20 protein-coding genes are annotated in these 21944 nt (G+C 42.3%); 14 read left to right on the top strand and 6 right to left on the bottom strand.

Translation table 11 applies throughout. The features are described 5' to 3' along the window. Position 1: 1 nt before the first annotated feature. Positions 2-559, bottom strand: coding sequence for a GNAT family N-acetyltransferase (locus tag L1271_RS15550; protein ID WP_102058401.1), 558 nt, complete (start codon positions 557-559; stop codon positions 2-4). A 215-nt stretch (positions 560-774) separates the two neighbouring features. Here L1271_RS15550 and L1271_RS15545 point away from each other — a divergent pair, with 215 nt between their 5' ends. The 8 genes from L1271_RS15545 to L1271_RS15510 all read left to right on the top strand — a co-directional run bounded on the left by L1271_RS15545 (position 775) and on the right by L1271_RS15510 (position 11020). Beyond that, positions 775-2214 carry a chitinase gene (locus L1271_RS15545; protein WP_235368231.1) on the top strand — a complete coding sequence of 480 codons (1440 nt, stop codon included), beginning with the start codon at positions 775-777 and terminating at the stop codon, positions 2212-2214. A gap of 494 nt (positions 2215-2708) precedes the next feature. After that, positions 2709-4220, top strand: a complete 1512-nt coding sequence (locus tag L1271_RS15540; protein ID WP_235368230.1) for a S8 family serine peptidase — start codon at positions 2709-2711, stop codon at positions 4218-4220. 35 nt (positions 4221-4255) lie between these two features. Next, positions 4256-5035 (top strand): Hint domain-containing protein, encoded by a 780-nt coding sequence (locus L1271_RS15535; protein ID WP_235368229.1) that lies wholly within the window; start codon positions 4256-4258, stop codon positions 5033-5035. A gap of 349 nt (positions 5036-5384) precedes the next feature. Then, positions 5385-6167, top strand: a complete 783-nt coding sequence (locus tag L1271_RS15530) for a hypothetical protein (protein WP_235368228.1) — start codon at positions 5385-5387, stop codon at positions 6165-6167. 58 nt (positions 6168-6225) lie between these two features. After that, complete coding sequence (locus L1271_RS15525) at positions 6226-7692, top strand: hypothetical protein (RefSeq protein ID WP_235368227.1); 1467 nt, start codon at positions 6226-6228, stop codon at positions 7690-7692. Positions 7693-7852: 160 nt separating this feature from the next. Further along, the gene (locus L1271_RS15520) at positions 7853-9406 is read left to right on the top strand and encodes a hypothetical protein (protein ID WP_235368226.1); all 1554 of its coding nucleotides are present in this window, start codon (positions 7853-7855) and stop codon (positions 9404-9406) included. Positions 9407-9560: 154 nt separating this feature from the next. Next, positions 9561-10760, top strand: a complete 1200-nt coding sequence (locus tag L1271_RS15515; protein ID WP_029215710.1) for an RsmB/NOP family class I SAM-dependent RNA methyltransferase — start codon at positions 9561-9563, stop codon at positions 10758-10760. Positions 10761-10768: 8 nt separating this feature from the next. After that, complete coding sequence (locus tag L1271_RS15510) at positions 10769-11020, top strand: DUF2999 family protein (RefSeq protein ID WP_010369956.1); 252 nt, start codon at positions 10769-10771, stop codon at positions 11018-11020. 67 nt (positions 11021-11087) lie between these two features. Here the strand turns inward: L1271_RS15510 and L1271_RS15505 are convergent, their stop codons facing one another. Then, positions 11088-11510, bottom strand: a complete 423-nt coding sequence (locus L1271_RS15505) for a hypothetical protein (RefSeq protein ID WP_235368272.1) — start codon at positions 11508-11510, stop codon at positions 11088-11090. Between the two features lie 387 nt (positions 11511-11897). Continuing rightward, the gene (locus L1271_RS15495) at positions 11898-12887 is read right to left on the bottom strand and encodes a WD40 repeat domain-containing protein (RefSeq protein ID WP_211865117.1); all 990 of its coding nucleotides are present in this window, start codon (positions 12885-12887) and stop codon (positions 11898-11900) included. A gap of 140 nt (positions 12888-13027) precedes the next feature. Here L1271_RS15495 and L1271_RS15490 point away from each other — a divergent pair, with 140 nt between their 5' ends. Beyond that, positions 13028-13912, top strand: coding sequence for a DMT family transporter (locus L1271_RS15490; RefSeq protein WP_010603724.1), 885 nt, complete (start codon positions 13028-13030; stop codon positions 13910-13912). Positions 13913-14080: 168 nt separating this feature from the next. On the opposite strand, the gene L1271_RS15485 is transcribed toward L1271_RS15490, so the two are convergent. After that, positions 14081-15304, bottom strand: a complete 1224-nt coding sequence (locus L1271_RS15485; RefSeq protein WP_010369948.1) for a NupC/NupG family nucleoside CNT transporter — start codon at positions 15302-15304, stop codon at positions 14081-14083. A 12-nt stretch (positions 15305-15316) separates the two neighbouring features. Next, positions 15317-15946, bottom strand: coding sequence for a uridine kinase (udk, locus tag L1271_RS15480; protein WP_010603723.1), 630 nt, complete (start codon positions 15944-15946; stop codon positions 15317-15319). Between the two features lie 308 nt (positions 15947-16254). Between udk and L1271_RS15475 the strand changes: the two genes are divergently transcribed. From L1271_RS15475 to L1271_RS15455, 5 genes are all read left to right on the top strand, one after another. After that, entirely contained in the window at positions 16255-17466 is a 1212-nt protein-coding gene (locus L1271_RS15475) for a phosphopentomutase (RefSeq protein WP_235368225.1), read from the top strand. Positions 17467-17480: 14 nt separating this feature from the next. Next, the gene (gene deoD, locus L1271_RS15470; protein WP_102058407.1) at positions 17481-18182 is read left to right on the top strand and encodes a purine-nucleoside phosphorylase; all 702 of its coding nucleotides are present in this window, start codon (positions 17481-17483) and stop codon (positions 18180-18182) included. Between the two features lie 193 nt (positions 18183-18375). Next, entirely contained in the window at positions 18376-19341 is a 966-nt protein-coding gene (locus tag L1271_RS15465; RefSeq protein WP_010603720.1) for a hypothetical protein, read from the top strand. 69 nt (positions 19342-19410) lie between these two features. Then, positions 19411-20151 (top strand): ferredoxin--NADP reductase, encoded by a 741-nt coding sequence (locus L1271_RS15460; protein ID WP_235368224.1) that lies wholly within the window; start codon positions 19411-19413, stop codon positions 20149-20151. Between the two features lie 4 nt (positions 20152-20155). Then, positions 20156-21058: a hypothetical protein gene (locus L1271_RS15455; protein ID WP_199539711.1), complete on the top strand. Its 903-nt coding sequence runs from the start codon at positions 20156-20158 to the stop codon at positions 21056-21058. Here the strand turns inward: L1271_RS15455 and L1271_RS15450 are convergent. After that, positions 21036-21914: a TPR end-of-group domain-containing protein gene (locus L1271_RS15450; protein ID WP_102058410.1), complete on the bottom strand. Its 879-nt coding sequence runs from the start codon at positions 21912-21914 to the stop codon at positions 21036-21038. The genes L1271_RS15455 and L1271_RS15450 overlap by 23 nt on opposite strands. Positions 21915-21944 lie beyond the last annotated feature (30 nt).

Here is a 21944-nt window from a genome sequence, read left to right as displayed (position 1 = left end):
CTTAAAACTCCAATACCATTTCTGCTGCTTGGCAATGGCATTCAGTACCACAAATAGTACAGACATAGCCGTGATAGATACAGTCGTCTAACCACTTATCATCATGGACTTTTATCAATTTGCCACCGGCCTTAGTGAAGTATTTAACGGCACCGTTACCTGGGCTTTGTTTCCAAAGATGTGCAACGCCAGCTCTCGCGCCTTGTTGTGTTAATGCTGTTATTGCGTGTTTTAGTAATTGGGGTCCAATACCTTGGCCCTGTGCGTTCGGTGATACCGCGATACATTTAAAATATGCCATATCATTTTGATCAACAGGCCACAAAGACGGTGAACTCCACCTATCTATAGGCCATTGTCCGGCGCTATATGATGTTCTAAAACCGAGTAATTCGCCTTCATCGTTTAGGGCAACAAAGGAAGCATTAATACCGTTTTTACAGCCTTTTTGGTGCATTTGTTCAATGCTTGCGTCATCAAGATAATTGTCACCATGAACGAGATTACCAAGTGCGATAACACGCTCGAAATGTTCTGGTTGTAAAGGAATAATTTTCATAGGCTGCTCTATTGTTGTTATTTACTGTGAGGCGTTTTGACTAGCATACCACGTTAGATCATGTACAAAAAACGCGAAGATTTAGCAATTTTCACTGGCGCTTTTAGAAGCGTGGCAAGAATAAAAAGTGAACAAAATTTGACAGCGATGTCATTTTGTTAATAATTGTTGAATTGATGAGTCTCATTATTAACAACAACATGTAAAGGAAAAGTATGAATACTCTAAAACTAGCGACTGCAGTTTCGCTTGCCATAACTGCAAGTCAAGTAATGGCCATGAGTCCGCAGCCCGATCCACAAAACCCCAATGGTTATATTGTTTCTCGAATAGAATTGAAGAATGCCGAGAGCGCGAAAACCAACAACCCTATGTATGCTATTTGGTCTAAAGCACTGGAAACAAGAGATAATGCTGCTGTAGAGGCAATTTCGCCGGGCCTTGCCAGTAACCCTGATAATGTAAAAAGAGCTGAACGGGTATTTGGTCAAACCCAGTGGCAATTTCTTACGCAAATGGCGGCACCTGAATACACCTACACTCGCTTTTTACGTGCCATTGGTAAATTTCCCGCATTTTGCGGCGACTATACTGATGGCCGAGACGCCGATGCAATTTGTAAACGCTCTATTGTGACTGCTTTTGCGCATTTTGCCCAAGAAACAGGGGGGCATATTGCCAAAGACAACATTTCTGATAACCCTCTCGGGTTAGAAGAATGGCAACAAGCTTTGGTGCATGTGCGTGAAATGGGTTGGTCAGAAGGACAAGTTGGTTATACCACAGGGTGTGGACAAAATGACTGGCAAAATCGCCGCTGGCCATGTGGGGCGGGACAAGGATATTTTGGCCGAGGCGCTAAGCAGCTTTCATATCACTTCAACTACGGCGCGTTCAGTGAAGTCATGTTTAACGGTGATGCAACGGTGTTATTAAACAATCCGGGCTTAGTGGCTGACTCTTGGCTAAATTTAGCGTCTGCAATTTGGTTTTTCTTAACGCCGCAAGCGCCAAAACCTGCAATGTTACACGTTATTGATAGAACTTGGACGCCATCATTGCGTGAAAGTGAGGCGGGGATTGGTTATGGCTTTGGTACCACGATTAATATTATCAATGGTGGTATTGAATGCGGCGCGCAAAATAAAGACAAGGGTCAGCCCGTTAACCGTATTCGTTATTGGGAAGGACTCTCGCATTATTACAACATCACCATTGAAGCCGATGAAGAAAATACCTGTTGGCAGCAAACACCATACGGAAGCTTAAATCTTGACGGCGCAACTGATGTCCTCTACACCAACTGGGAAGGTGATTGGGCTTATTATGCAGATCGCCCCGGAGGATATTCATTTGAGTGTAAACTCGTGGGGTATCAAACGGCTTATTCAGCGCTTGTGCCAGGAGACTACGAGAAATGCGTGACAAACTTTTATCAATCACACGCAAGCTGGCCTGAAGTACGAGTTGTCGATGATTTACCAACCAATCCTACCGAACCGCCTGTTGACGGTGTACCCGCTTGGGATGCCGACAAGGTTTACTTAAAAGGTGATAGAGCGAGCTACAATGGTGTGATCTACGAAGCCAAGTGGTGGACTAAAGGCAATATACCTGCTGCCGATGGCTCTGGCCCTTGGTTGGCTGTTAACTAGATAGTGTTGGCGGGTTTCCCGCCTCTATTCTTAATAGATTTATTTTTTTCTAAAACTCACCTTGTATTACTTTTAGTTCTATTGATTTTTTCAAAATACCCCACCTTACTACAATTGTAATCTTATTTTATTGTTATTTATTTAAGGTTTTTAAATGCTTGTTTATCATTTTTGTGATGGTTTTTGGTTTATTTTTATTTTTCCAATATTTAAAAAAGCTGCTTGTTGTGTTTTTTGTTTTATTTTGCTTTTCGATGATTTTGAGTAAGGTTTTTTAAATTGCTGAAAGTATTGCTAATTTTGGTTTTTTGTTTCGTCTTTTTGAATTGTTCATCTGATGTTTGTTTTTTTGTTTTTTTGTTTTTTATGTGTAACTTTGTTGTCGCTAAAATGTGTTTGTATGTATATCTGTAGTTTAAGTTGTAGTTTGCATTACTTTTTTAGTCGGTATAAATTGGAATTTACTTTGATTTTTAAAATAAAAAGGAAAAATCATGAAAAAAAGGAAAATAACTCCCTTGTTATTGAGCCTTATGCTTGGGTCTACAGTTCAAGCAGCTGAGTTTTACAGTAACTCGTCGGGATCACAGGCGATTAAAGACAGCTATATTATTGTGTACAACACACCGGCTGCTCTAATTAATGCGGATATCACCACCAAAGCGGCATTTACGGAATCGTTAACGACGAAGTTAAGCGCTGAGTTTGGCTTAGATGTTGAGTATCAATATGATAACTTAGGCGGTGTTGCTGTTAAAGCAAGCTCCGAGCAGTTATTGAAGCTACTCTCTCATCCAGACATTAAGTTCGTTGAGCAAAATGCGACTTTTACCATTGATCCACAGTTCTCTGATTTCCACGCGTTACAAAATAACCCTACTTGGGGCTTGGACCGCATCGATCAAAGAGATCGTCCATTAGACAAGAAATATGTAGGTGCGAACAACGGTCAGGGTGTCACTGCTTACATAATTGATACTGGGGTGTTAAACAGCCATAATGATTTTGGTGGCCGTGCTAGAAATGGGTATGATTTCGTTGATAACGACGCTGTTTCTCAGGATTGTAATGGTCACGGTACACACGTTGCAGGTACGATCGGTGGTTCGCAATATGGGGTTGCCAAAGCAGCAGATTTAGTTGGTGTGCGAGTTCTTAACTGTAGTGGTTCGGGATCGTATGCTGGCGTAATCGCAGGGATCGACTGGGTAGCAGGTAATGCTTCTGGACCATCTGTTGCAAATATGAGTTTGGGAGGCGGCAAATCTCAAGCTGTTAATAACGCAGTAGCAAATGCGGTGAATCGTGGCATTACTTTTGTAGTGGCTGCGGGCAATGACCGTGGTGATGCTTGTTCTAAATCACCAGCAAGCGAGCCTTCTGCAATCACTGTTGCCTCTTCAGATATCAATGACGCAAGATCTGGTTTTTCTAACTACGGGAAGTGTGTCGACGTATTCGCACCAGGATCTTCAATCACGTCTGCATGGATTGGTTCTAATAGTGCAACGAAAACGATTAGCGGTACATCAATGGCATCGCCTCACGTTGCGGGTGTAGCTGCGCTACATTTGTCTAAATCACCAAACCTAAATCCAGCTCAGGTGACTGCGGCAATTAGTAACAACGCCTCTCAAAACAAAATTTCGGATGTGGTTGGTTCGCCAAACAAATTGGTCTATGCAAAATTTGAAGACCAACCTGGAGATGGCTTAGTTGAAATAGTCAGTGGTAACAAAGGCCAGTCTAAAGTATTCCCTTTCAATGTTGCTTCAGGCACGACCAAATTGGTAGTTAGTTTATCCGGTGGAACAGGTGACGCTGATCTTTATATCAAGCATGGTCAAGAACCTTATCCTATCGATAACGACTGCGCTTCAGAAAATCCGGATACTTCAAACGAATCATGTGTCATCACTAACCCTGCGAGTGGCACTTGGTACTTATCAGCCTATGGGTATAGTGCTTTTAATAATGTCACCCTTAAAGCTGAAGCTGTGAAATAAACTTCAATTTACATTAATTACAAGGAAATTTTTCTATGAGATCTTTGATGATTTTATTCACTACGTTGTTTGCACTTATTGCATTCAAATCAGAAGCGGCAATGGATATTGCTGCTTATCAAAGTCAAGCGACTACCGATAATGCCGCTCATGGACGCTGTGCGAAAAAGGCTATTTCAGCGACAGAGTGTGTTAAACGTATAGATTGGGCTGTTCGTGAAGGCTATATCACTGCTAGAGCTGGTGAGTGGGGTAAAGCAAATGGTTTCTATCCTGTTGTCGACTTTTACGACAGAACGGTTGGTGCAGTATGTAAGTGTGGTTGTTTTGAAGCGAATACATTAATCCGTGTTACCAAAGGTGGTGATATTGTCGATGTAGCAGCAAAACATATAGATGATAGCTATGGTTTGGTTGGCCTAGCAAAGGATGCTTCTTTGAGCTTGCTATCGACAAACACGTTTGAAATGAGAGCACGTACTAAAGGTGCAGAAGAATCAGATCTTTACGTGTTTATTTTAGAAGATGGCTCTGAACTTAAAGTGACTCAGCACCACGGTATGCTTTTAGGCAATGGCGCGATGGTTGCGGCTAAAGATGTTGAGTTAGGCCAAACGATGTTGCGTGCAGATGGCGTTGAGCTTTCAGTTGCTTCAATTACTCGTGAGCCTACCAAGCAGGATGTATACAACTTTGAAACCAATGGTGCAGAAGTAGTAAATCACATCATTATTGCAAACGACATTTTAGTTGGTGATTTGACTTGGCAAAATCAGCTACAAGCTGAATTAGGCCAAGTTGTAGTACGCCAGTAAATAATTCTTCAATCGGGAAGGTTATTCCTTCCCTTTTTCTATCTGTTTGATTTGAAGTTGGGTTGTCATTTGAGACAGCAGCCTTTACTCGTGATTGCATTTAAATCAGTTTAGTTGCTCCGTCGCAAACGCTGTACATACCGCTAAAAATAGCCGTGGTGTTTATAAGACGCGGATAGCAATGAGTAAAGTTGCCATTATGAGTAGCACAGCCCTGATACTGCACAGGATTTTGAAAAGCTATTATGGCTATTTTTTGTAATGAAGTTGGCACTACTTTCCAGTTCGAACACTAGCAGGTTTTTATCTTTCAAATTATGTCTCGGTTTAATTTTTAGGTTTTATTCTTATGAAAAAAAGTATTTTGATTACAAGTTTGGTCGCTGTGATAGCTCTGGCAGCTTTTAAGTTTAACTTGTTTTCTGTTGCAGAAGTTGGAGCGGGAAATGAGGTAAGAAATAATCCAACAACAGCACTCGCTAAAAATGAGGAAATGGAAATAAGTAAACTCGATGAGTTGGACAAAAAGCTTATCAATGAAATCAATACTAAGTTACCTAAAGCCGATCCTAAACTTGCCACCCCTGAGGTTCGATTATTAACGGCTTTTGAGAGAATGCAATTGTCAGTGGGTAAGTTTAATTCTGCCTCTTTTATTAGCGAAGAGATGCAAGACTTATTACATGACGCCAAGATGATTGAAATTGCAAAGCAAAGCCTTGTGGATTATGAGCACGCTGAAAAAACATTTGGTGAGCAACAAGCGCTGGTTAGAGTGTTTTCAATTCGTTTGTTAGACGAACTTGCCAAAGCGGGAGAGCCGGGGCCTTTGTATGAGGCTACTGGGCAAGTTGCACACGCATTAAATGCGAAATTGGTAAACGGTGAGACGATTGAAAAGCGCAGAGACCTAGATCTTGAAGATTTGGTTTATGCTTCCATTGCTACCTATGGAGATACACAAGTGATTGATTCTCCAGAGACTGTAATGATGGAGCTCGGATATTATGACGACTTTCATACAGACATCAGGAAAATTTACGCCAATCAATTTGGTGCAATTATCAATCGTAAGAAAAGCGTAGATGAAACAATATTAATAGTACAGAAGTTATTTAAAAAGCAGTCGTAAAAATAGTGCTTTAACTTACATTATCAAAAATCAAGAGATTTAAAAGAAGGACTTTGTAATGGGTAACTCCGCAAAAGCTGTTTTTTTATTGAGTGCTTTATATGTAGCATCAAGTCATGCCAGTATGCACCCTGTTAAACCATTTGCTCAGCAATATATTTCAGATTCAATTAACTGGATGACAGAGCAAAATATTGCCTGTGATTTGGCCGAACAATCACACCCGATGTGTGATTCTGTCACTGTTCATTTTAATGACGGTAATTATGATCCACAAAGGACTAAATCGCAGCAGACTGTATTAGTATTAGATTACGGTATGGATTTGCAAACGGTATTGCGTTACCGAAGCCGAGTCATCGCGACGTATAAATATGATCATCAGAGCCAGTCTTTTGTAGCTGATAATCCATCGGTGACTATCTCAAAATTAGGGAAAAAGTTGCTAACTGAGCTTGACGGATTTACCTATCTCAATGGCGAGACAGGGTATACCGAAAGTGGCTTTTTGCCTGCGGCTTGGCTTGGGGAGTTAGCGGCTAAATATGTTTCGATAGCGAAACACGATAAATACGATCATATAACTGGAAAGCCGCACTTTAGTCATGGAACTAAGGTTTTTGGTTACTTAGCACAACACAATCCCGATGCCGAGTTTGTCATTGTTGATACTGAGAGCTTTTCTCCATTTATCAATCATAAAGATGTACTTTGCAGCCGTGATATCGAAGCGTTACATAGCAACATGCAAAGGGCTGCAAACTCCTTACGAGCCGATGTTATTGAGCAGCATGGTGTTGAGTATATAAACTATTCCGGCGGCTTTGAAAGAACCGATGTTCGTAATGCGTGGTCTGCTAGCTCATGTAATGGCCAATTGAGCAATAGTACCGCTACCGAATTTGTAAAGAGTATCAAGCCTATTTATGATGTACTGTTTAATACCCACGGAGTACTAGGCCTTCATGCCGGAGCGATTGGCGCTAGTAGCGGTGAGAATCCCTTAGATGTAACCGAGTACCCTAATCGGGTACGTGTGATGTCCTATACCACCGGTCCGGTGGACACCAATATAACGGCTACAGGCGATTTAAATTGGCAACAGGTTTTTGTAGATCATACTTCTGAGTTTAATGGAGATAAGTATATCGATCTATATGTAAACTTTGGCTATGGCAGAAGCGACTTCTGGGAACAAAATAGCACGCCGAAAATGGCCTCAGATGTTTATGGAATGCGCTACGGTGCCGATTGGGAGTTCCCATCATCCTCTTGGGCTACGCCGATCGTCACTTCTTATGCGATTGCGACACAAACTCAACTTGAGCTTGATAGGCAAATAACTTGGTTTGACCCTGCGCTGTTAAAACAGACTTTGTTACCAAGTCAGTGTTTTGACAATGGTGGCTACTTCATCAACTTTAGGCTATCTCAATTCATTCGTGATGGTGAAGGAGTATGTAGAATTCAAGATCCATTGAAGCATCGTATTGATGAACTGAATCGTCAACAGTATCTAAACTAGTAGCTAATTAGGACTTTGTACTAATTTGTTACTTTATGGTGCCTGTTTGACAATCCATGATATAGTTTCTAAGAAAATTTTTTGTTAATTTGTTGTGTTTGAATATTTTGCTTGGTAGGCAAAATATAATGTATCGAGCACCATTCTAAGGATAGGGTTTATGGTTAAAATAACAGGTACTTTATTTGCCGTTTCGTCTTTGTTATTTGTTTTTGGTTGCGGTGGAGGGAGTGATTCAAATGATCCTATACCGGATCCAATTAAACCGCCACCAGATCCAGTTATAGTTGAGCCCGATCCCAGTGTGTTTATGGACGCAATTGAACAGCAGGGCAAACAGTACGTCGCAGATGCAATCGAAGTAATGACCTCGCAAGGCATAAACTGTACAGATACGACAGCGACCCATGAAATGTGCGATATCGTTAATGTAAAGTTTAATGATGGTGTGTTTGACCAATCTCGGACAAAATCATCGCAAACATTGCTAGTTTTAGATTATGGAATGGACTTTCATACGGCGCTTAGATACCGCTCTCGAGTCAAGGCTGCGTTTAAATATGACCCTCAATCCAAAACTTTTATCGCGGATAATCCAGAGGTAAACCTTTCAAAGCTGGGAGTTAAACTATTAACAGAGGTCAATCAGTTTACCTTTACGAATGAAAAATTTGACTCTCCGCAGCCTGCATTTCTACCCGCCGCGTGGTTATCTGATCTCGCTATTAAATATAGGGCAGTAGTGCCTGCAGATAAAGCAGATAGAGTCACGAAGCGTAATTTTAATAGTCATGGCACTAAGGTATTTGGTTATCTTGCTCAGCATAACCCTGAGGCAGAGTTTGTTGCTATTGATACTGAGTCTTTCTCACCTTTTATTCAGCATAAAAACGCGCTCTGTGCGCAAGATGTCAGTGAATTTTCTCGTTTCATGACCAGTGCAGCAAGCTCGTTAACTGCTGATATTATTGAAGCGAACGAAGTTGAATTTATTAACTATTCGGGCGGCTTTACGCTACAAGATGTGTATATCGCATGGGAGCAGAATGCGTGTTCGGGAGAGCTGAATAACGCAAAAGCTACAGAGTTTTTATATGCTTTGAAGCCTGTTTATGAGGCGATATTTAGCTCACCCAGCGCGCTTGCATTTCATGCTGGTAACATTGATGCTGTGACAAGCAATGATGATTTGGATCTCATGCAATTTAGCAATCGAATTCGGGTTTATCAGTATTCAACTTCAGCAAAAAACACGACAATTCAGCCATTTGGAAAATCTGAGTGGCAACAGGTTTATATAGAGCAGCCAGACAGTTTTGTGGGCAATGAAAGCATCGATTTGTATATTAATGTCGGCTATGACCCATACGACAGCACGGCAAAAAATAGTACGCCTAAAATGGAACCTGATGTACTTGGTATGCGCTATGGTGTAGAGCAAGCCTTGTATGGCTCCTCTTGGACAACACCAGTTGCAACATCATACGCGATAAATGAGCAGGTAAAGCTTGCTACTGAAACGGGTGTGAGCACCTTTGACCCTCAGGAGCTAAAAACAAGACTACTACCAGACTCTTGTAATGATTCTGGTGGCTATCAAGGAAACGAGACGCTCGCTAAGTTTATTGAACAAGGGCAGGGGATCTGCCGTATTCAGGACCCATTGCGTCACCGAGCTGATGAGCTCAACCGTATTGGATATTTAAGCCGATAATCGACTCGCTGTAATAATGTAAAAATGAATCGAAGTCGCATATTGTTGTGTGCTTCGATTCATTACCTTAATTTCAGCTAATATCATAAACTCCAATTGAAGCCCCTTGGTATGCGCGCTAAAATAGTGTTTTAGCAATAATCGAGACCATATCGTGTCTGTAACTCGCTCGTTAGTCCAAACTCTGTCTGAGTGCATTGAACATGTGCTAGATACTTCTCTTCATGCCGATAAAGCATTAACTCAATTACTACAGAACAACCCTCAGTGGAACCTTGATGAAAGGCAGTATGTGGTGAGCAATTATTACCATATCTTCCGCTTTAAACGGTTACTGGCTTACCTACTTGAGCATGAAGAAATGCCGCTAGATGGCTTTGGCTACTGGTTAACTTGCCAAGTTGTTACAGCGCAGCCGCTTCCAGAGTGGGTGGATACCGAGCGTTATAATCTGGAAAAGCTGCAAAGCTTAATTGAGCAGGCGCCTCAAGCTGTTCGCTTATCTTTACCAGATTGGTTAAACGAGGTTGCGAATGAGCAACTGGGTGAGCAGTGGCCTGCGGTTGCATCCGCGTTAAATCAAAGTGCTCAACAATATTTGCGAGTAAATAGCCTAAAAAGCGATATTGCGACAGTAACAGAGTCTCTGGCAAAAGAAGGGATCAAGGTTGCACAGGTTGCGCTTGACTCTCACGTCGCGCTAAAAGTTGAGTCCAATAGCCATCTGTTTCGCTCTCAAGCGTTTCAGGCGGGTTGGTTTGAAATGCAAGATGCTGGTTCTCAGCAAATCGTGCCTTTTTTAGAAATACAGCCCGGTCATAAAGTGGTTGATGCCTGTGCAGGCGCTGGTGGCAAGAGCTTACATATAGCGGCGCTAATGGAGAATAAAGGTCGCTTGTTGTCTATGGACATCCATGAACATAAGCTTGAAACGCTGAAACAACGAGCGAAACGTGCTGGTGTGCATGTTGCTGAAACGCGCGTTATTCAAAACAATAAAACCATTAAGCGCCAAAAAGAGAAGTTTGATCGCGTGCTATTGGATGTGCCGTGCTCTGGTCTTGGTGTATTAAAGCGGAATCCAGATGCAAAGTGGCACTTGAATTCGCAAAATTTAGACACACTTATTGCTTTGCAAACCGATATTCTAGCGCGTTACAGTCAAATGTGTAAGGTGGGCGGCAAACTGGTGTATGCAACTTGTTCAATTCTTCCTTCTGAAAATGAGCAGCAGGTTGAACGCTTTTTGGCAAATAACCCCAATTGGCAGTTAGAAGACTCACTACGTTTACTTCCAGGAGTAAATTCAGAATTTGACGGTTTTTACGCCGCACGATTAGTAAAAAATAGTTAGGAAACAAGATGAACCCAATCATTGCATTACTTAAAGAGCACAATATTTCGGATGAACAGATCCAAGCGGTATTTACCCAGCTGACTGAAAATCCAATGATGGCGATGGCGACTATTCAGCAACTAGGAATTCCACCCGAAAAGCTTCAACAGTTGATGGGCTTGGTAATGCAAAATCCTGCATTGATCAAAGAAGCAGTTAACGAATTAGGTCTTGATTTTGAAAAGGTTGAGGCTGCAAAAGCACAGCTAAAACAGTAGTATTAATGGCTATGCCCTAGACAAGCTCAGACTTGTCTAGGGCATAGCTAAATAATTCACATGCAGATCAAATCTTGTGAGTAAAACCACTGTATACCCCAAATAAAAATGTAAGAATTGCAGAAAATAGTGTCGAGCCTATCGCATAGGCTAGGACTGCCTTACCCCAATTTCTCCACTTTACCAACTCATGTTCCGCCATTTTATAGTTAAGTATTATGCTGTACAAACCAGAAAATAAGAGCGAAAAAATTGCGTAAAGCTGCTCGCCGAAGATACCAAGCAGTAGTGGAATTGAGAATAGCAGGACGCTTAAGGTTAGAATGAGTAGGTGTCCTATAGCGTACTCCAGCATTGTGTAGGGCACAGAGCGATACACTAGCTTAGAGGCTAATCCGAGTAAAAATGCCAGGATAAAGACGCGATAAACATGAGTTGCCTCATAAAGTACGATTTCAGATTGCCATTTGAGCTGATCTTTCGATTCCAAAAGTTGACTGCTGGATATGAAACTGATTTCAAGTAGATGCGAGGCAAGCACGATCACGGTGAGTAGAATAAAACTAAACTTGAAGGGATTACCAAAGCGGCTTCTCTGCCCATTCAAATATCCAAGAATAGTCTTGAAAGGTCTAAGTAATAATCCAAAAAGCAACTTAAAAAAAGGGGATTCGAGTTCAAGCAGTGCGCTTTGAAGCAAAATGCGTAAGTGTTTAAAGGTCAGTCTTGAGGCTTTTTTCTGTCCACAACCTGAGCAGTACTCGCCAACAAGTTGAGTGTGACAATTTAAACAGTGCGATTGATTGTCAAAATTTGCGTGATCCATAGATGTATTTATTATATTTTTAATATCGATGAATGCTACCTTTTTTTGTCTCTAATAATCAAACAAAATAGGTGTTAAGGCCCACTTTTCCAGTACCCCATCTGAACTTATCGTCGTAAGTACATTACTATCGGAGATGTGTACATCATAAACGGTGCTGCCCAAATTCAGTTGTGCAATTGGCCAACTGACAATTTCTTTTCCCGACGTTAATTCCCATAGCGAAATATATTCCTTGGAAGAGGTGGTTAGCAGAAATTTGTCGTCAGCGACGAATTGCGCACTTCGAAAAAACTTGAAGCGCTGAGGATAGGATAGAGATAACACTGCTTGACCTGTGCGCGTATCAATGAATTTTTGGTCTTGCAGGGCATCTGATACGAACAGCCAGTTTTCATTTTGCGATAATGCCAAACTGGTAATACGATGAGGCAGCTCATAATCTACAGTGACTTCTTTACTAGTTAACTCAAACCTTTTAGCGTGACCGTCTAAAGAGGCCGAGTAGAGCGAGGTTAAACTCCGGTTAAAAATCAAATGTGTAATGCTACTTTCATGAAGGTTTATTCTGGTGATGCTCTGCTTATCTAAACTTAAAAGTAGTATGCTGCCGTCATTGTAGCCAAGGGCGATAAACTGCTCGTCACTGGACCACAGAGCCTTGGTAACGCGATTGAATGAGTCAAGTTCAGGTAATGGATAACTGACAACTTCGTTTGAGTGTAATTGCCAGATGTTAAGTTGGGTGTCTGAAATACTGATAATACTGCGCTTGCTCGGCGCTATTAAAGCATCGCGAAAAGTAAGTTGGTATTTACTTCCTTCAATTTGTTTAATCAACTGTTGGCTTTGGTTATCCCATACTTGTAGCAAATGATCGTCAATGAGTAATAAGGTTAGCGCCGCGTCATTTGAAAGTTGGGCGAGGCTGACTGGCAACTGAGTCAATTGTATTTGCTCTGTTGGCTCTAGAGTTTGCCTTTTGCTACATCCGGTGAGGATAAGCAAAGCGACTATCATTGCGTAAAAAGCGAGTCTCATTCTATACCTTAAGTTTTAGCCTTTCCCTCTTTCTCAAAGAAAGTTAAACACATCCTAATGACAGTACCAAAAATGGCTTGTGCTGTATTTATATATCGGCGTAAGGTAAAGCTCCATTAATATTAACCTTGGAGTATGGAGTGAAAGGGTTTCTTGGTTTAGTGTTACTTGCTGCAATTTGGGGTGGCTCATTTTTATTTATGAAGGTGGCTGCCGGTGTCCTTGGTCCTGCTGTACTCATTGAATTTCGAGTCTTATTTGGTGCGTTAACGCTCGCCGCGGTTGCTTTAGTATTAAAGCGTAATTTACATTTTTGGCAGTACAAAAAGCACTTTTTAATCCTCGGACTGTTTAACTCAGCGTTACCCTTTATGTTATTCGCTTATGCCGTGCAAACGCTTGATGCTTCCATGCTCTCAATTTTAAATTCAACCGCACCATTTTGGGGGGTGTTAATCAGTGTGTTTTGGTTAAAAGTGCCGACTCAAAAGTCGGTGTGGCTAGGATGTGGATTTGGGATTGCAGGTGTTATCACACTAGTCGGGTTGGATAGCACTGTATTGGACGAGGGTGCATGGTTACCTATTATTGCAACCCTGTGTGCGACTCTGAGCTATGCGGTGGCCTCTCATTACACCAAAACGGCACCAAAAATGAGCGCATTCAATCATGCCCATGGGAACTTATGGGGCTCTGCGCTATTGGTATTGCCTTTTATTTGGTTTATGCCAATGAGAGAAACGCCTGACTCTACGGTGATAAGTGCGGTGGTTGGGCTTGGCATATTATGTACAGGCGTTGCCTATATTCTCTATTTTAAGTTAGTCGAAGATCTCGGCGCGGCGTCTGCTTTATCTGTTACCTTTTTAATTCCTGTGTTTGGGATTTTATGGGGGCATCTCTTTTTACAAGAGCAAATCGGTGCTAACACAATCCTTGGTAGTATTTTAGTTTTGCTTGGAGTCAGTTTAGTAACTGGGTTACAAGAAAAGATATTCCCACCAAAAGCGATGAAGGAGCTGTAGGTGAGAAGTGACAGCCCCTCAACATGGTGCTGTAAAAGCGTTTCTCAGAAACGATAAAAGGGCCTAAAAGGCCCTTTGGTGAAGTATCGTTCAAGTTAGTGTGGTCACTTTAACCCCTTAAAGCAACCAACCAATTGTTTTGCAACTGCGGCTTATCTCAATAAGTTTCTAAGCTAGCGAGAGGAAGAAACCTGCAATTGCTGCACTCATGAGGTTAGCCATAGACCCTGCTAACACTGCTCTGAGCCCTAGGCGAGCGATATCCTTTCTACGACTTGGGGCCATACCACCAAGTCCGCCTAGTAAGATGGCAATCGACGATAAGTTAGCAAATCCACACAAAGCAAATGTGACAATCGCTTGAGTGTGCGTGCTCAACGTATCGCGATAATTCATATAATCTAGGTAGGCAACAAACTCGTTAACTACCAATTTTTGGCCGATAAAACTACCTGCCGTCACGGCTTCCGACCAAGGTACCCCAAGTAGCCAAGCAACAGGGGCAAAGACGTAGCCTAAAATTTCTTGTAGCGTCAGTGTTGGGTAATCAAAAATTCCACCAATACTGCCTAATAAACCGTTTAGTAGTGCAATTAGTGCCACAAACGCAAGTAGCATTGCACCTACGTTCAGTGCTAAGTGCATACCGCTTGATGCACCTGATGCTGCTGCATCAATTACGTTTACTGGTTTATCATCACCACTATCTACATCAGATAGGTTTTCGTGTGGCTTCTCGGTTTCTGGCACAATCATTTTTGCCATTAAGAAACCACCAGGAGCTGCCATAAAACTCGCGGCAATGAGGTATTTAAGTTCAACACCAATCGCCACATAGCCCGCCATAACAGAGCCTGCTACCGTCGCCAAACCGCCCACCATAACTGCAAACAACTCTGATTGCGTCATTTTTGGAATAAACGGTTTTACGATCAAAGGGGCTTCCGTTTGGCCGACAAAAATATTTGCCGTAGCTGAAAGCGACTCTGGTCGTGACGTTTGCAGCAGCTTTTGCAAGCCACCACCTAAAATTTTAATGATCCAGTTCATAATACCAAGGTGATACAACACAGCAACGAGCGCTGAGAAGAACACGATCACTGGTAATACCTGAATCGCAAAGATAAACCCTAGCGAGTCTTGTTTGGCTAATGGCCCGAACAAGAAACCGATACCGTCATTAGCATAGCTAATCACTTTGGCAACCGCGCTAGACATTGAAGCTAATACATTTTTACCCGCTTCAATAAAGAGTACAAAGCCACCAATAAGGACTTGCAGTAAAAATGCAACGCCTACGGTACGCTTATTAATAGCACTGCGATTTGTCGAACACGCAAATGCTACGCCTAGGAGCATCATCATGCCCACTAAGCTCATAATTGTTGTCATGCCAATTTCCCGTTATTCTTGTAGCAAATATTTTATTTTACTTTTAATAATATCAATCGCAACGCGATTCATACCGCCACGGGTCACAACCAAGTCGGCATTATGCTTGGATGGCTCGATAAACTGATAAAACATCGGTCTTACCGTCGCCTGATATTGTTCTACCACAGATGACAGACTTCTTCCTCTGTGCTCTATATCTCTTTGCATGCGACGCAGCAAACAGATATCCAAAGGTGTATCAATGAACACCTTGATATCAAACTCTTCACTTAATGCAGGATCGCTCAGTAGTAATATACCCTCGACGATTAGTATCTTAGCAGGGTTTACTATTCGGGTTTTATCACTACGTGTATGCTGTCCGTAATCGTAGGTAGGAACCTCTACGGATTCACCTAGGCGAAGCTTAGTTAAATGCTCGCGTAACAACTCGTGTTCAAACGCATCAGGATGATCATAATTCGTTTGAGTACGATGCTCTATAGGTAAATGCGATTGATCTTTATAATAGGCGTCCTCTTCGATTACCGCGATAGTGCCTGAGGCAAGCTCATTCACTAGTTCGTTGTAGATCGTTTGACTAAAAAGAGACTTACCAGACGCAGATGCGCCAGCTATGGCTATAATAGTTCGTGTCACTAAAGTTCACACCCAGCAGTTGTTTATGTTGGAAGATCACAATAGCAAAAAAGACACGATTAATCTCTTTTGCCTCGCTTAATGAGCAAATTTAACGGGTTTAGCGGACTCAAAACAGGACTTATGTCCGCTTAAGGGCGACAGAGCCAAATTAGCAAGATCGCAGCTTTTCGTGAATTTTGTGACTATTTTATGACAGCGGACTTATGTCCTGTACGATTTTTTTAACCAAACATAAAGTAACCAACGCTTAAGGTAACCATGTATTTAAGAATAAATAACAGCCTGAGCAGTATAGAGAGGTATCTATGGCAAGAGCAATCATTTTAATGGCGGATAGCCTAGGCATTGGCGCAGCACCGGACGCAGAAAAGTTTGGTGACGTAGGCGCGAATACTCTCGCTCATTTATTACAGGCGTATAAAGAAGAAAAAGGACAAGCGTTAGACTTACCTAATCTTTCTAAACTAGGCCTTATTGCAGCATGTGAAGCTGCAGGTAAAGAAACCTGCGCCGTGGCGCAAACCATAGAGCCAAGTGCTGCTTGGGGATATGCAAAAGAATTATCGAGTGGTAAAGACACGCCGTCTGGCCACTGGGAAATGGCTGGGGTGCCAGTATTGTTTGAGTGGGGTTACTTCCCAAATACTAACCCATGCTTCCCACAAGAATTTATAGATGAGTTGTGCAAACGTGCAGACATCCCTGGTATTTTGGGTAACTGTTACGCGTCGGGCACAACGATTTTAGAACAGCTGGGTGAAGAACACGTACAAAGCGGTAAGCCGATTTGCTACACCTCAGTTGATAGCGTCTTTCAAATAGCCGCTCATGAACAATCGTTCGGACTTGACAAGCTTTATCAAGTATGTGAAATCGCACGGGCACTGCTTGATGAAATGAATATAGGACGAGTGATTGCGCGGCCATTTATAGGCACTTCAAGTGCCGACTTTATTCGTACAGGTAACCGCCGAGACTATTCGGTATTACCGCCTTCGCCGACTGTGCTAGATAAGCTAGCCAATGACGGTGGCGAAGTAATTAGTATTGGTAAAATTGCAGATATTTATGCGCATCAAGGGATCACGCAAAAGCACAAAGCGCCTGGTCTTTTGAATCTGCTAGCAAAGACAAGCGAAGTGATGGACACAGCACCAGACCATAGTCTTATCTTCACCAACTTAGTCGACTTCGATGAAAAGTTTGGTCACCGCAGAAATGCAGTGGGATATGCAGAAGCACTTGCTGAGTTTGACGCATTTTTACCGGAAATTATTGCCAAACTAAAAGCTGATGACTTGCTTTTAGTGACTGCCGACCATGGTTGTGACCCAACCGCAGAAGGCACAGATCATACGCGAGAGTACGTGCCTGTATTGGCGTATACACTGGGTATGAACAATACTCCGTTAGGAGAAAGACAAAGTTTTGCTGACATAGGTCAAACGCTTGCCCAGTGGTTTGATTTAGATGCAACGCAGTACGGTGAAGGCTTTAAGGCCGAGATAAAAGCCTAACTAAAGGAAACAATATGAGCACTCCACACATTAGCGCAAAGCCAGGTGATTTTGCAGAAACGGTATTAATGCCGGGCGATCCACTAAGAGCAAAATACATTGCAGAAAACTTTTTGGAAGATGCTCGTCAGGTAACTGACGTTCGCAACATGTTTGGTTTTACTGGTACTTACAATGGTAAACCAGTTAGCATCATGGGTTCAGGCATGGGTATTCCATCTATGTCAATCTACGCTCGTGAGCTTATTGTGAGCTTTGGTGTTAAGAACCTGATCCGCATCGGTACATGTGGTGGTATTAGTCAAGACATCAAGATCCGCGATGTGATCTTTGCACAAGGCGCAAGCACAGACTCAAATGTGAATCGTGCTCGTGTACGTGGCTATGACTTCGCTGCAATTGCTGATTTTGGTTTATTAGAAAATGGTGTAAACGCTGCTCGCCGTTTAGGTATTGAAGCAAAAGTTGGTAATGTTTTCACTACAGATACTTTCTATCAAGCCGATGGCGAATTTTATAGAGAATTAGACAAGCTAGGCGTAATGGCTGTTGATATGGAAACAGCTGGTTTATACGGTGTAGCGGCTGAATATGGTGCAAAAGCGATGGCACTATTCACAGTAAGTGATCATGTTATTACTGGTGAGGCAACGCCACCAGAAGAACGTCAAAGCACGTTCAATGAAATGGTTAAAATTGCGCTAGAGTCAATTTAATACGATTTGAAAAGTTCCTTGGTAACGTAATCGCAGAGTTTTGGAGACACGCCTAAAACAACGCGAATCACACCCAAAAAAGCCGCTTGAAGCGGCTTTTTTTTTGATCTTGGTCCATCCAAAATTCCCTCGACTAGTTTAAACTACACAAAGGTGGTAGAGTTTTCTAATGATAAGGTATTGGTGTTAGGTGATGACGATTCTTGCTCTGGGCTTTTTTGCGTTGATGGCGAATGCCGAAGTTGACTTAGATGCATTTGAATCTCTGGTTAAGAACGCGCCAGATGAAGCGCTTAAGGTATACCAAAACGCGATTGCTCGGGAGGATCTTCCAGTTCAAGATTTATATCAACTTCATTATCTTGCGATTAGAGCGAGTGCCAGTACATTTAATAATGCCATTTTTATTAAAGCGCTAGATACGCTTAAAGCACCACCCTTTAAGACTTTGGCGGACGAAGACAGGGCGAAGATTCTGACTAATATTGGTGTTGGCTATCGTCGCCGTAACCAGAATGAACAAGCTATTTGGCATTATCGATGTGCAATGAACGCTCCAGCCAGCTTCCAGCATAAGTCTGCACTTAAAGTGAACATCGCGATTGCGTACACGCGCCTTGAACAACCTGCGATTGGCTACAATCTCTTAAAAAGCGTGGATAGAGAAATGTTACCAAGCTTTATGCAAGCAGGGCTGTTAACTGCGCTTGGCAATGCAACATTTGCAATGGGCGAAACCGATGAGGCGCTGAGCTACTTTGTTGATGCGGCGATCCATTACGCAGAAGATGAAAACTATAGAGCTGTGAAGCAGGTATCAATCAATAGTCTTGGGATATACGTACTTAACTCAGACTTCTCCAGCTATCGCAAAGCGCTTGCTAATATTGCAGCAGAACCTGCCCTAATAGAAGATAATCAGCTTTACCTTGGTTGGTTGCGGGAGCTGGTACAACAGCTAGAGCAAAACAAACAAGCCTTAACCGTGTCGACAACAATGAAAGCCTATTCGCTAGGCGCTGCGAATGCAGGATATGCGTCCATGGTGAATGCGCATATTGACAAGTTTAATCTGTCGCTGCCGAAAGTCACTTCACAGGTCATCGTCAGAGATCCGCTTCCTGTTGAATTGGGAAAACACTGGTGCCCGAAACTTTGACAAAGCCAATTTTTTTGCCATGGTTATGTTATCGTTAAATAAATACGGCTTGTGAGTTTTGGAGAAATAATGTCGCAATGGGTAAAAGGAGAAATCGTCGAAATCACACATTGGACGCCCACATTATTTAGTATCAAATTTGAAGCGGATATCGCACCGTTTAAGGCTGGTCAATATACTAAATTGAGTTTGCAACAAGGGGAAAAGCGCATCGCGCGAGCATATTCTTTTGTAAACCCGCCGTCAGAACCAATTCATGAAGTGTTGTTAGTCGAAGTACCCGACGGTAACCTCTCTGTGCCTTTACATCAGCTACAAGTCGGTGATGAGCTCGATGTAACTTACCAAGCAAACGGTTTTTTTACACTAGATGAGCTACCATCTTGCGATACGCTTTGGATGATAAGCACAGGTACAGCGGTTGGCCCATTTTTGTCTATGCTCAGAGAAGGTGATGTGTGGCAGAAGGTTAAGCGGGTGATCCTTATTCATGGTGTACGCCTAAATGCAGATTTGTGTTACCGTGAAGAGCTTGAGCAGTTGCAACAACAAAGAGACGGCTTTACTTATGTGCCGCTCGTCACACGGCAAAAACCAGAGCTCGGTTGTCAGGGCCGTGTCACCGAACTGATAGAAAATAAGCAATTATTAACTCACCTAGGCTATAAGCAGTTTCCTGATAGTAGCCATTTTATGCTCTGTGGTAACCCCGAAATGGTGAAAGAGCTAAGTGCTCAGTTGCAGAGTATGGGATATGAACGCCACAGGCGAGCCAAACCTGGACAGATCACCGTTGAGCAATATTGGTGAACCTATGCAAGTTCGTGTTATTTATCTCTTGTGCTTGTTGCTGCTGGTAACCGCGAACACTGTGTCTGCAGAGCCTAAGGTCATTAGGGTCGTGGACGCAGCAGAAGAAAATGGCACGCCGCAGAACCAATATTTTTTGTCAGTCTTGCGGTTAGCATTGGATAAGTCACGCGAACGTTATGGCGAGTATTGGATAGAGCCGATTGATTTACCAATTAATCAATCACGACAATTTAAGGAATTGCTAAAGCACAATGTCGATGTGTTTTGGACGGTTTCAACAGCCGCTAGAGACACTCAGGCAAAGCCTGTGGCCATTCCCATAGCGTTTGGCAGCTTTGGTATAAGAGTACTGGCTATGAATGTGGCTGACAGCGGCAAGCTTAATGTGCATTTATCGTTATCAGAGCTACAAAAGTTCAACGTTGTTTTAGGGCAGGATTGGCCTGATGTTCATATTTTTGAAAAGGCAGGCTTTACGGTAGAAAAATATGTTGATGGTTTGGCAAGTTATCGAGTGCTTGCAAATAGTGCCGGTAAGATCTTTCCACGAGGTGTCATTGAAGTAGTACCTGAGCTCAAGGCGTTCGATAACAAGCAAGTGACTTATGGCGAAAAGAACCTGTTGCTCTATCCTTCAATGGTGTATTTCTACGTCCGCAAAGAAGATATTAAACTTTATAAACGCCTAGAGTATGGTTTAACACAGGTGCTTGAAGATGGCTCTTTGGCTGCCCTTTTTTACGACAGTACGATGATGACTGAGCTGAAAAAGCACTTTAATTTACAAGGTGCCGCCATCCATCAAATTGAAAATCCGTTGATTATCTCTAAAAAGCAGCTCGACGCGATTTCTCAATTACAAGTCGAGCTGCTAAAACAACTTAACTATTCACCAGCTCGTTAAAGCTTTGGTTGTCTGCAAGACTCGCAAACGCTGGCTCGTGTTGCAGCTCGTTCTTTAAGTTAGGCGCATATTCCAAAGCCATACGGATGTCGGCCATCGCATCTGCGTGCTTGTAAAGCATCGAGTAAGCACATGCTCGTTGCCAATAGGCATAACCATAGTCACTGTCTATTTCTAGCGCTTGATTACACAAAGCAATTGCCGTGTTGGTTTGACCAAGCTCTAATAAAGCATCGGCTTTGTAGGCAATCGCCTCGACATCTTCAGGTTTGCGATTTAGGATCTCATCGTAAATTTCAATTTTAGAATTCATGTCACTCTCAAGATTTGCCCGCATCCACAGAGAGTGTACTTCATTCGTTATGGATATTTTCTTCTGGTTATTGAGGATTTCTTCAGAGCGTTCGCGTAATTTTTCTTCAATAACCTGAAGGCGCTTTTCATATTCATCGGTGATCGTGCCAACGCGCAGGCTAACGATATCTTCTACTTTACTCTTAATATCTCTAAAAGAAGTCCAACCAACAACCACTAAGATGGACGCGGCCGCTGTAATCAAAAAGAGCACATTGTTGATGGTATCTGTGGTGTAGGTAATCGCGCGATCTGCAGTATCTAGCTGAGAGTGACTGATTTTCTTTTCAATATCAGCTCTTAAGCGCATTTGATCTTCTCTAACAGCTCTTAATTCATCAAGAATATAACGCTCAATTAAGGGCCTATACATGGGCTCTTGTAATTGCGACAAAGCCTGTTGTTGTTGGTTTTCTGTCGGCTTTTTTGACGTTGTTTGTTCATTCGCCATGCTAGTAAAACTACAAGCGACGAGTAGGATAAATAGTACTATGCTTTTCATACTGATGTTCTAGAAACTTTATATTTTTAA

Origin of the sequence: Pseudoalteromonas sp. OF5H-5, from assembly GCF_021530695.1 — a bacterium.
Classification (GTDB): Bacteria; Pseudomonadota; Gammaproteobacteria; order Enterobacterales; family Alteromonadaceae; genus Pseudoalteromonas.
The sequence above is the reverse complement of the archived record's forward strand: the minus strand, read 5'-3'. Positions and strand labels throughout refer to the sequence as shown.

Bases quoted from the DNA above. Each gene is read 5' to 3' on its own strand.
- L1271_RS15550 (WP_102058401.1), bottom strand. From the start codon at position 559: ATGAAAATTATTCCTTTACAACCAGAACATTTCGAGCGTGTTATCGCA.
- L1271_RS15510 (WP_010369956.1), top strand. From the start codon at position 10,769: ATGAACCCAATCATTGCATTACTTAAAGAGCACAATATTTCGGATGAA.
- L1271_RS15450 (WP_102058410.1), bottom strand. From the start codon at position 21,914: ATGAAAAGCATAGTACTATTTATCCTACTCGTCGCTTGTAGTTTTACT.
- L1271_RS15460 (WP_235368224.1), top strand. From the start codon at position 19,411: ATGTCGCAATGGGTAAAAGGAGAAATCGTCGAAATCACACATTGGACG.
- L1271_RS15475 (WP_235368225.1), top strand. From the start codon at position 16,255: ATGGCAAGAGCAATCATTTTAATGGCGGATAGCCTAGGCATTGGCGCA.
- L1271_RS15485 (WP_010369948.1), bottom strand. From the start codon at position 15,304: ATGACAACAATTATGAGCTTAGTGGGCATGATGATGCTCCTAGGCGTA.
- L1271_RS15530 (WP_235368228.1), top strand. From the start codon at position 5,385: ATGAAAAAAAGTATTTTGATTACAAGTTTGGTCGCTGTGATAGCTCTG.
- L1271_RS15465 (WP_010603720.1), top strand. From the start codon at position 18,376: ATGACGATTCTTGCTCTGGGCTTTTTTGCGTTGATGGCGAATGCCGAA.
- L1271_RS15495 (WP_211865117.1), bottom strand. From the start codon at position 12,887: ATGAGACTCGCTTTTTACGCAATGATAGTCGCTTTGCTTATCCTCACC.
- L1271_RS15540 (WP_235368230.1), top strand. From the start codon at position 2,709: ATGAAAAAAAGGAAAATAACTCCCTTGTTATTGAGCCTTATGCTTGGG.
- L1271_RS15535 (WP_235368229.1), top strand. From the start codon at position 4,256: ATGAGATCTTTGATGATTTTATTCACTACGTTGTTTGCACTTATTGCA.
- L1271_RS15520 (WP_235368226.1), top strand. From the start codon at position 7,853: ATGGTTAAAATAACAGGTACTTTATTTGCCGTTTCGTCTTTGTTATTT.
- L1271_RS15525 (WP_235368227.1), top strand. From the start codon at position 6,226: ATGGGTAACTCCGCAAAAGCTGTTTTTTTATTGAGTGCTTTATATGTA.
- deoD (WP_102058407.1), top strand. From the start codon at position 17,481: ATGAGCACTCCACACATTAGCGCAAAGCCAGGTGATTTTGCAGAAACG.
- L1271_RS15545 (WP_235368231.1), top strand. From the start codon at position 775: ATGAATACTCTAAAACTAGCGACTGCAGTTTCGCTTGCCATAACTGCA.
- L1271_RS15455 (WP_199539711.1), top strand. From the start codon at position 20,156: ATGCAAGTTCGTGTTATTTATCTCTTGTGCTTGTTGCTGCTGGTAACC.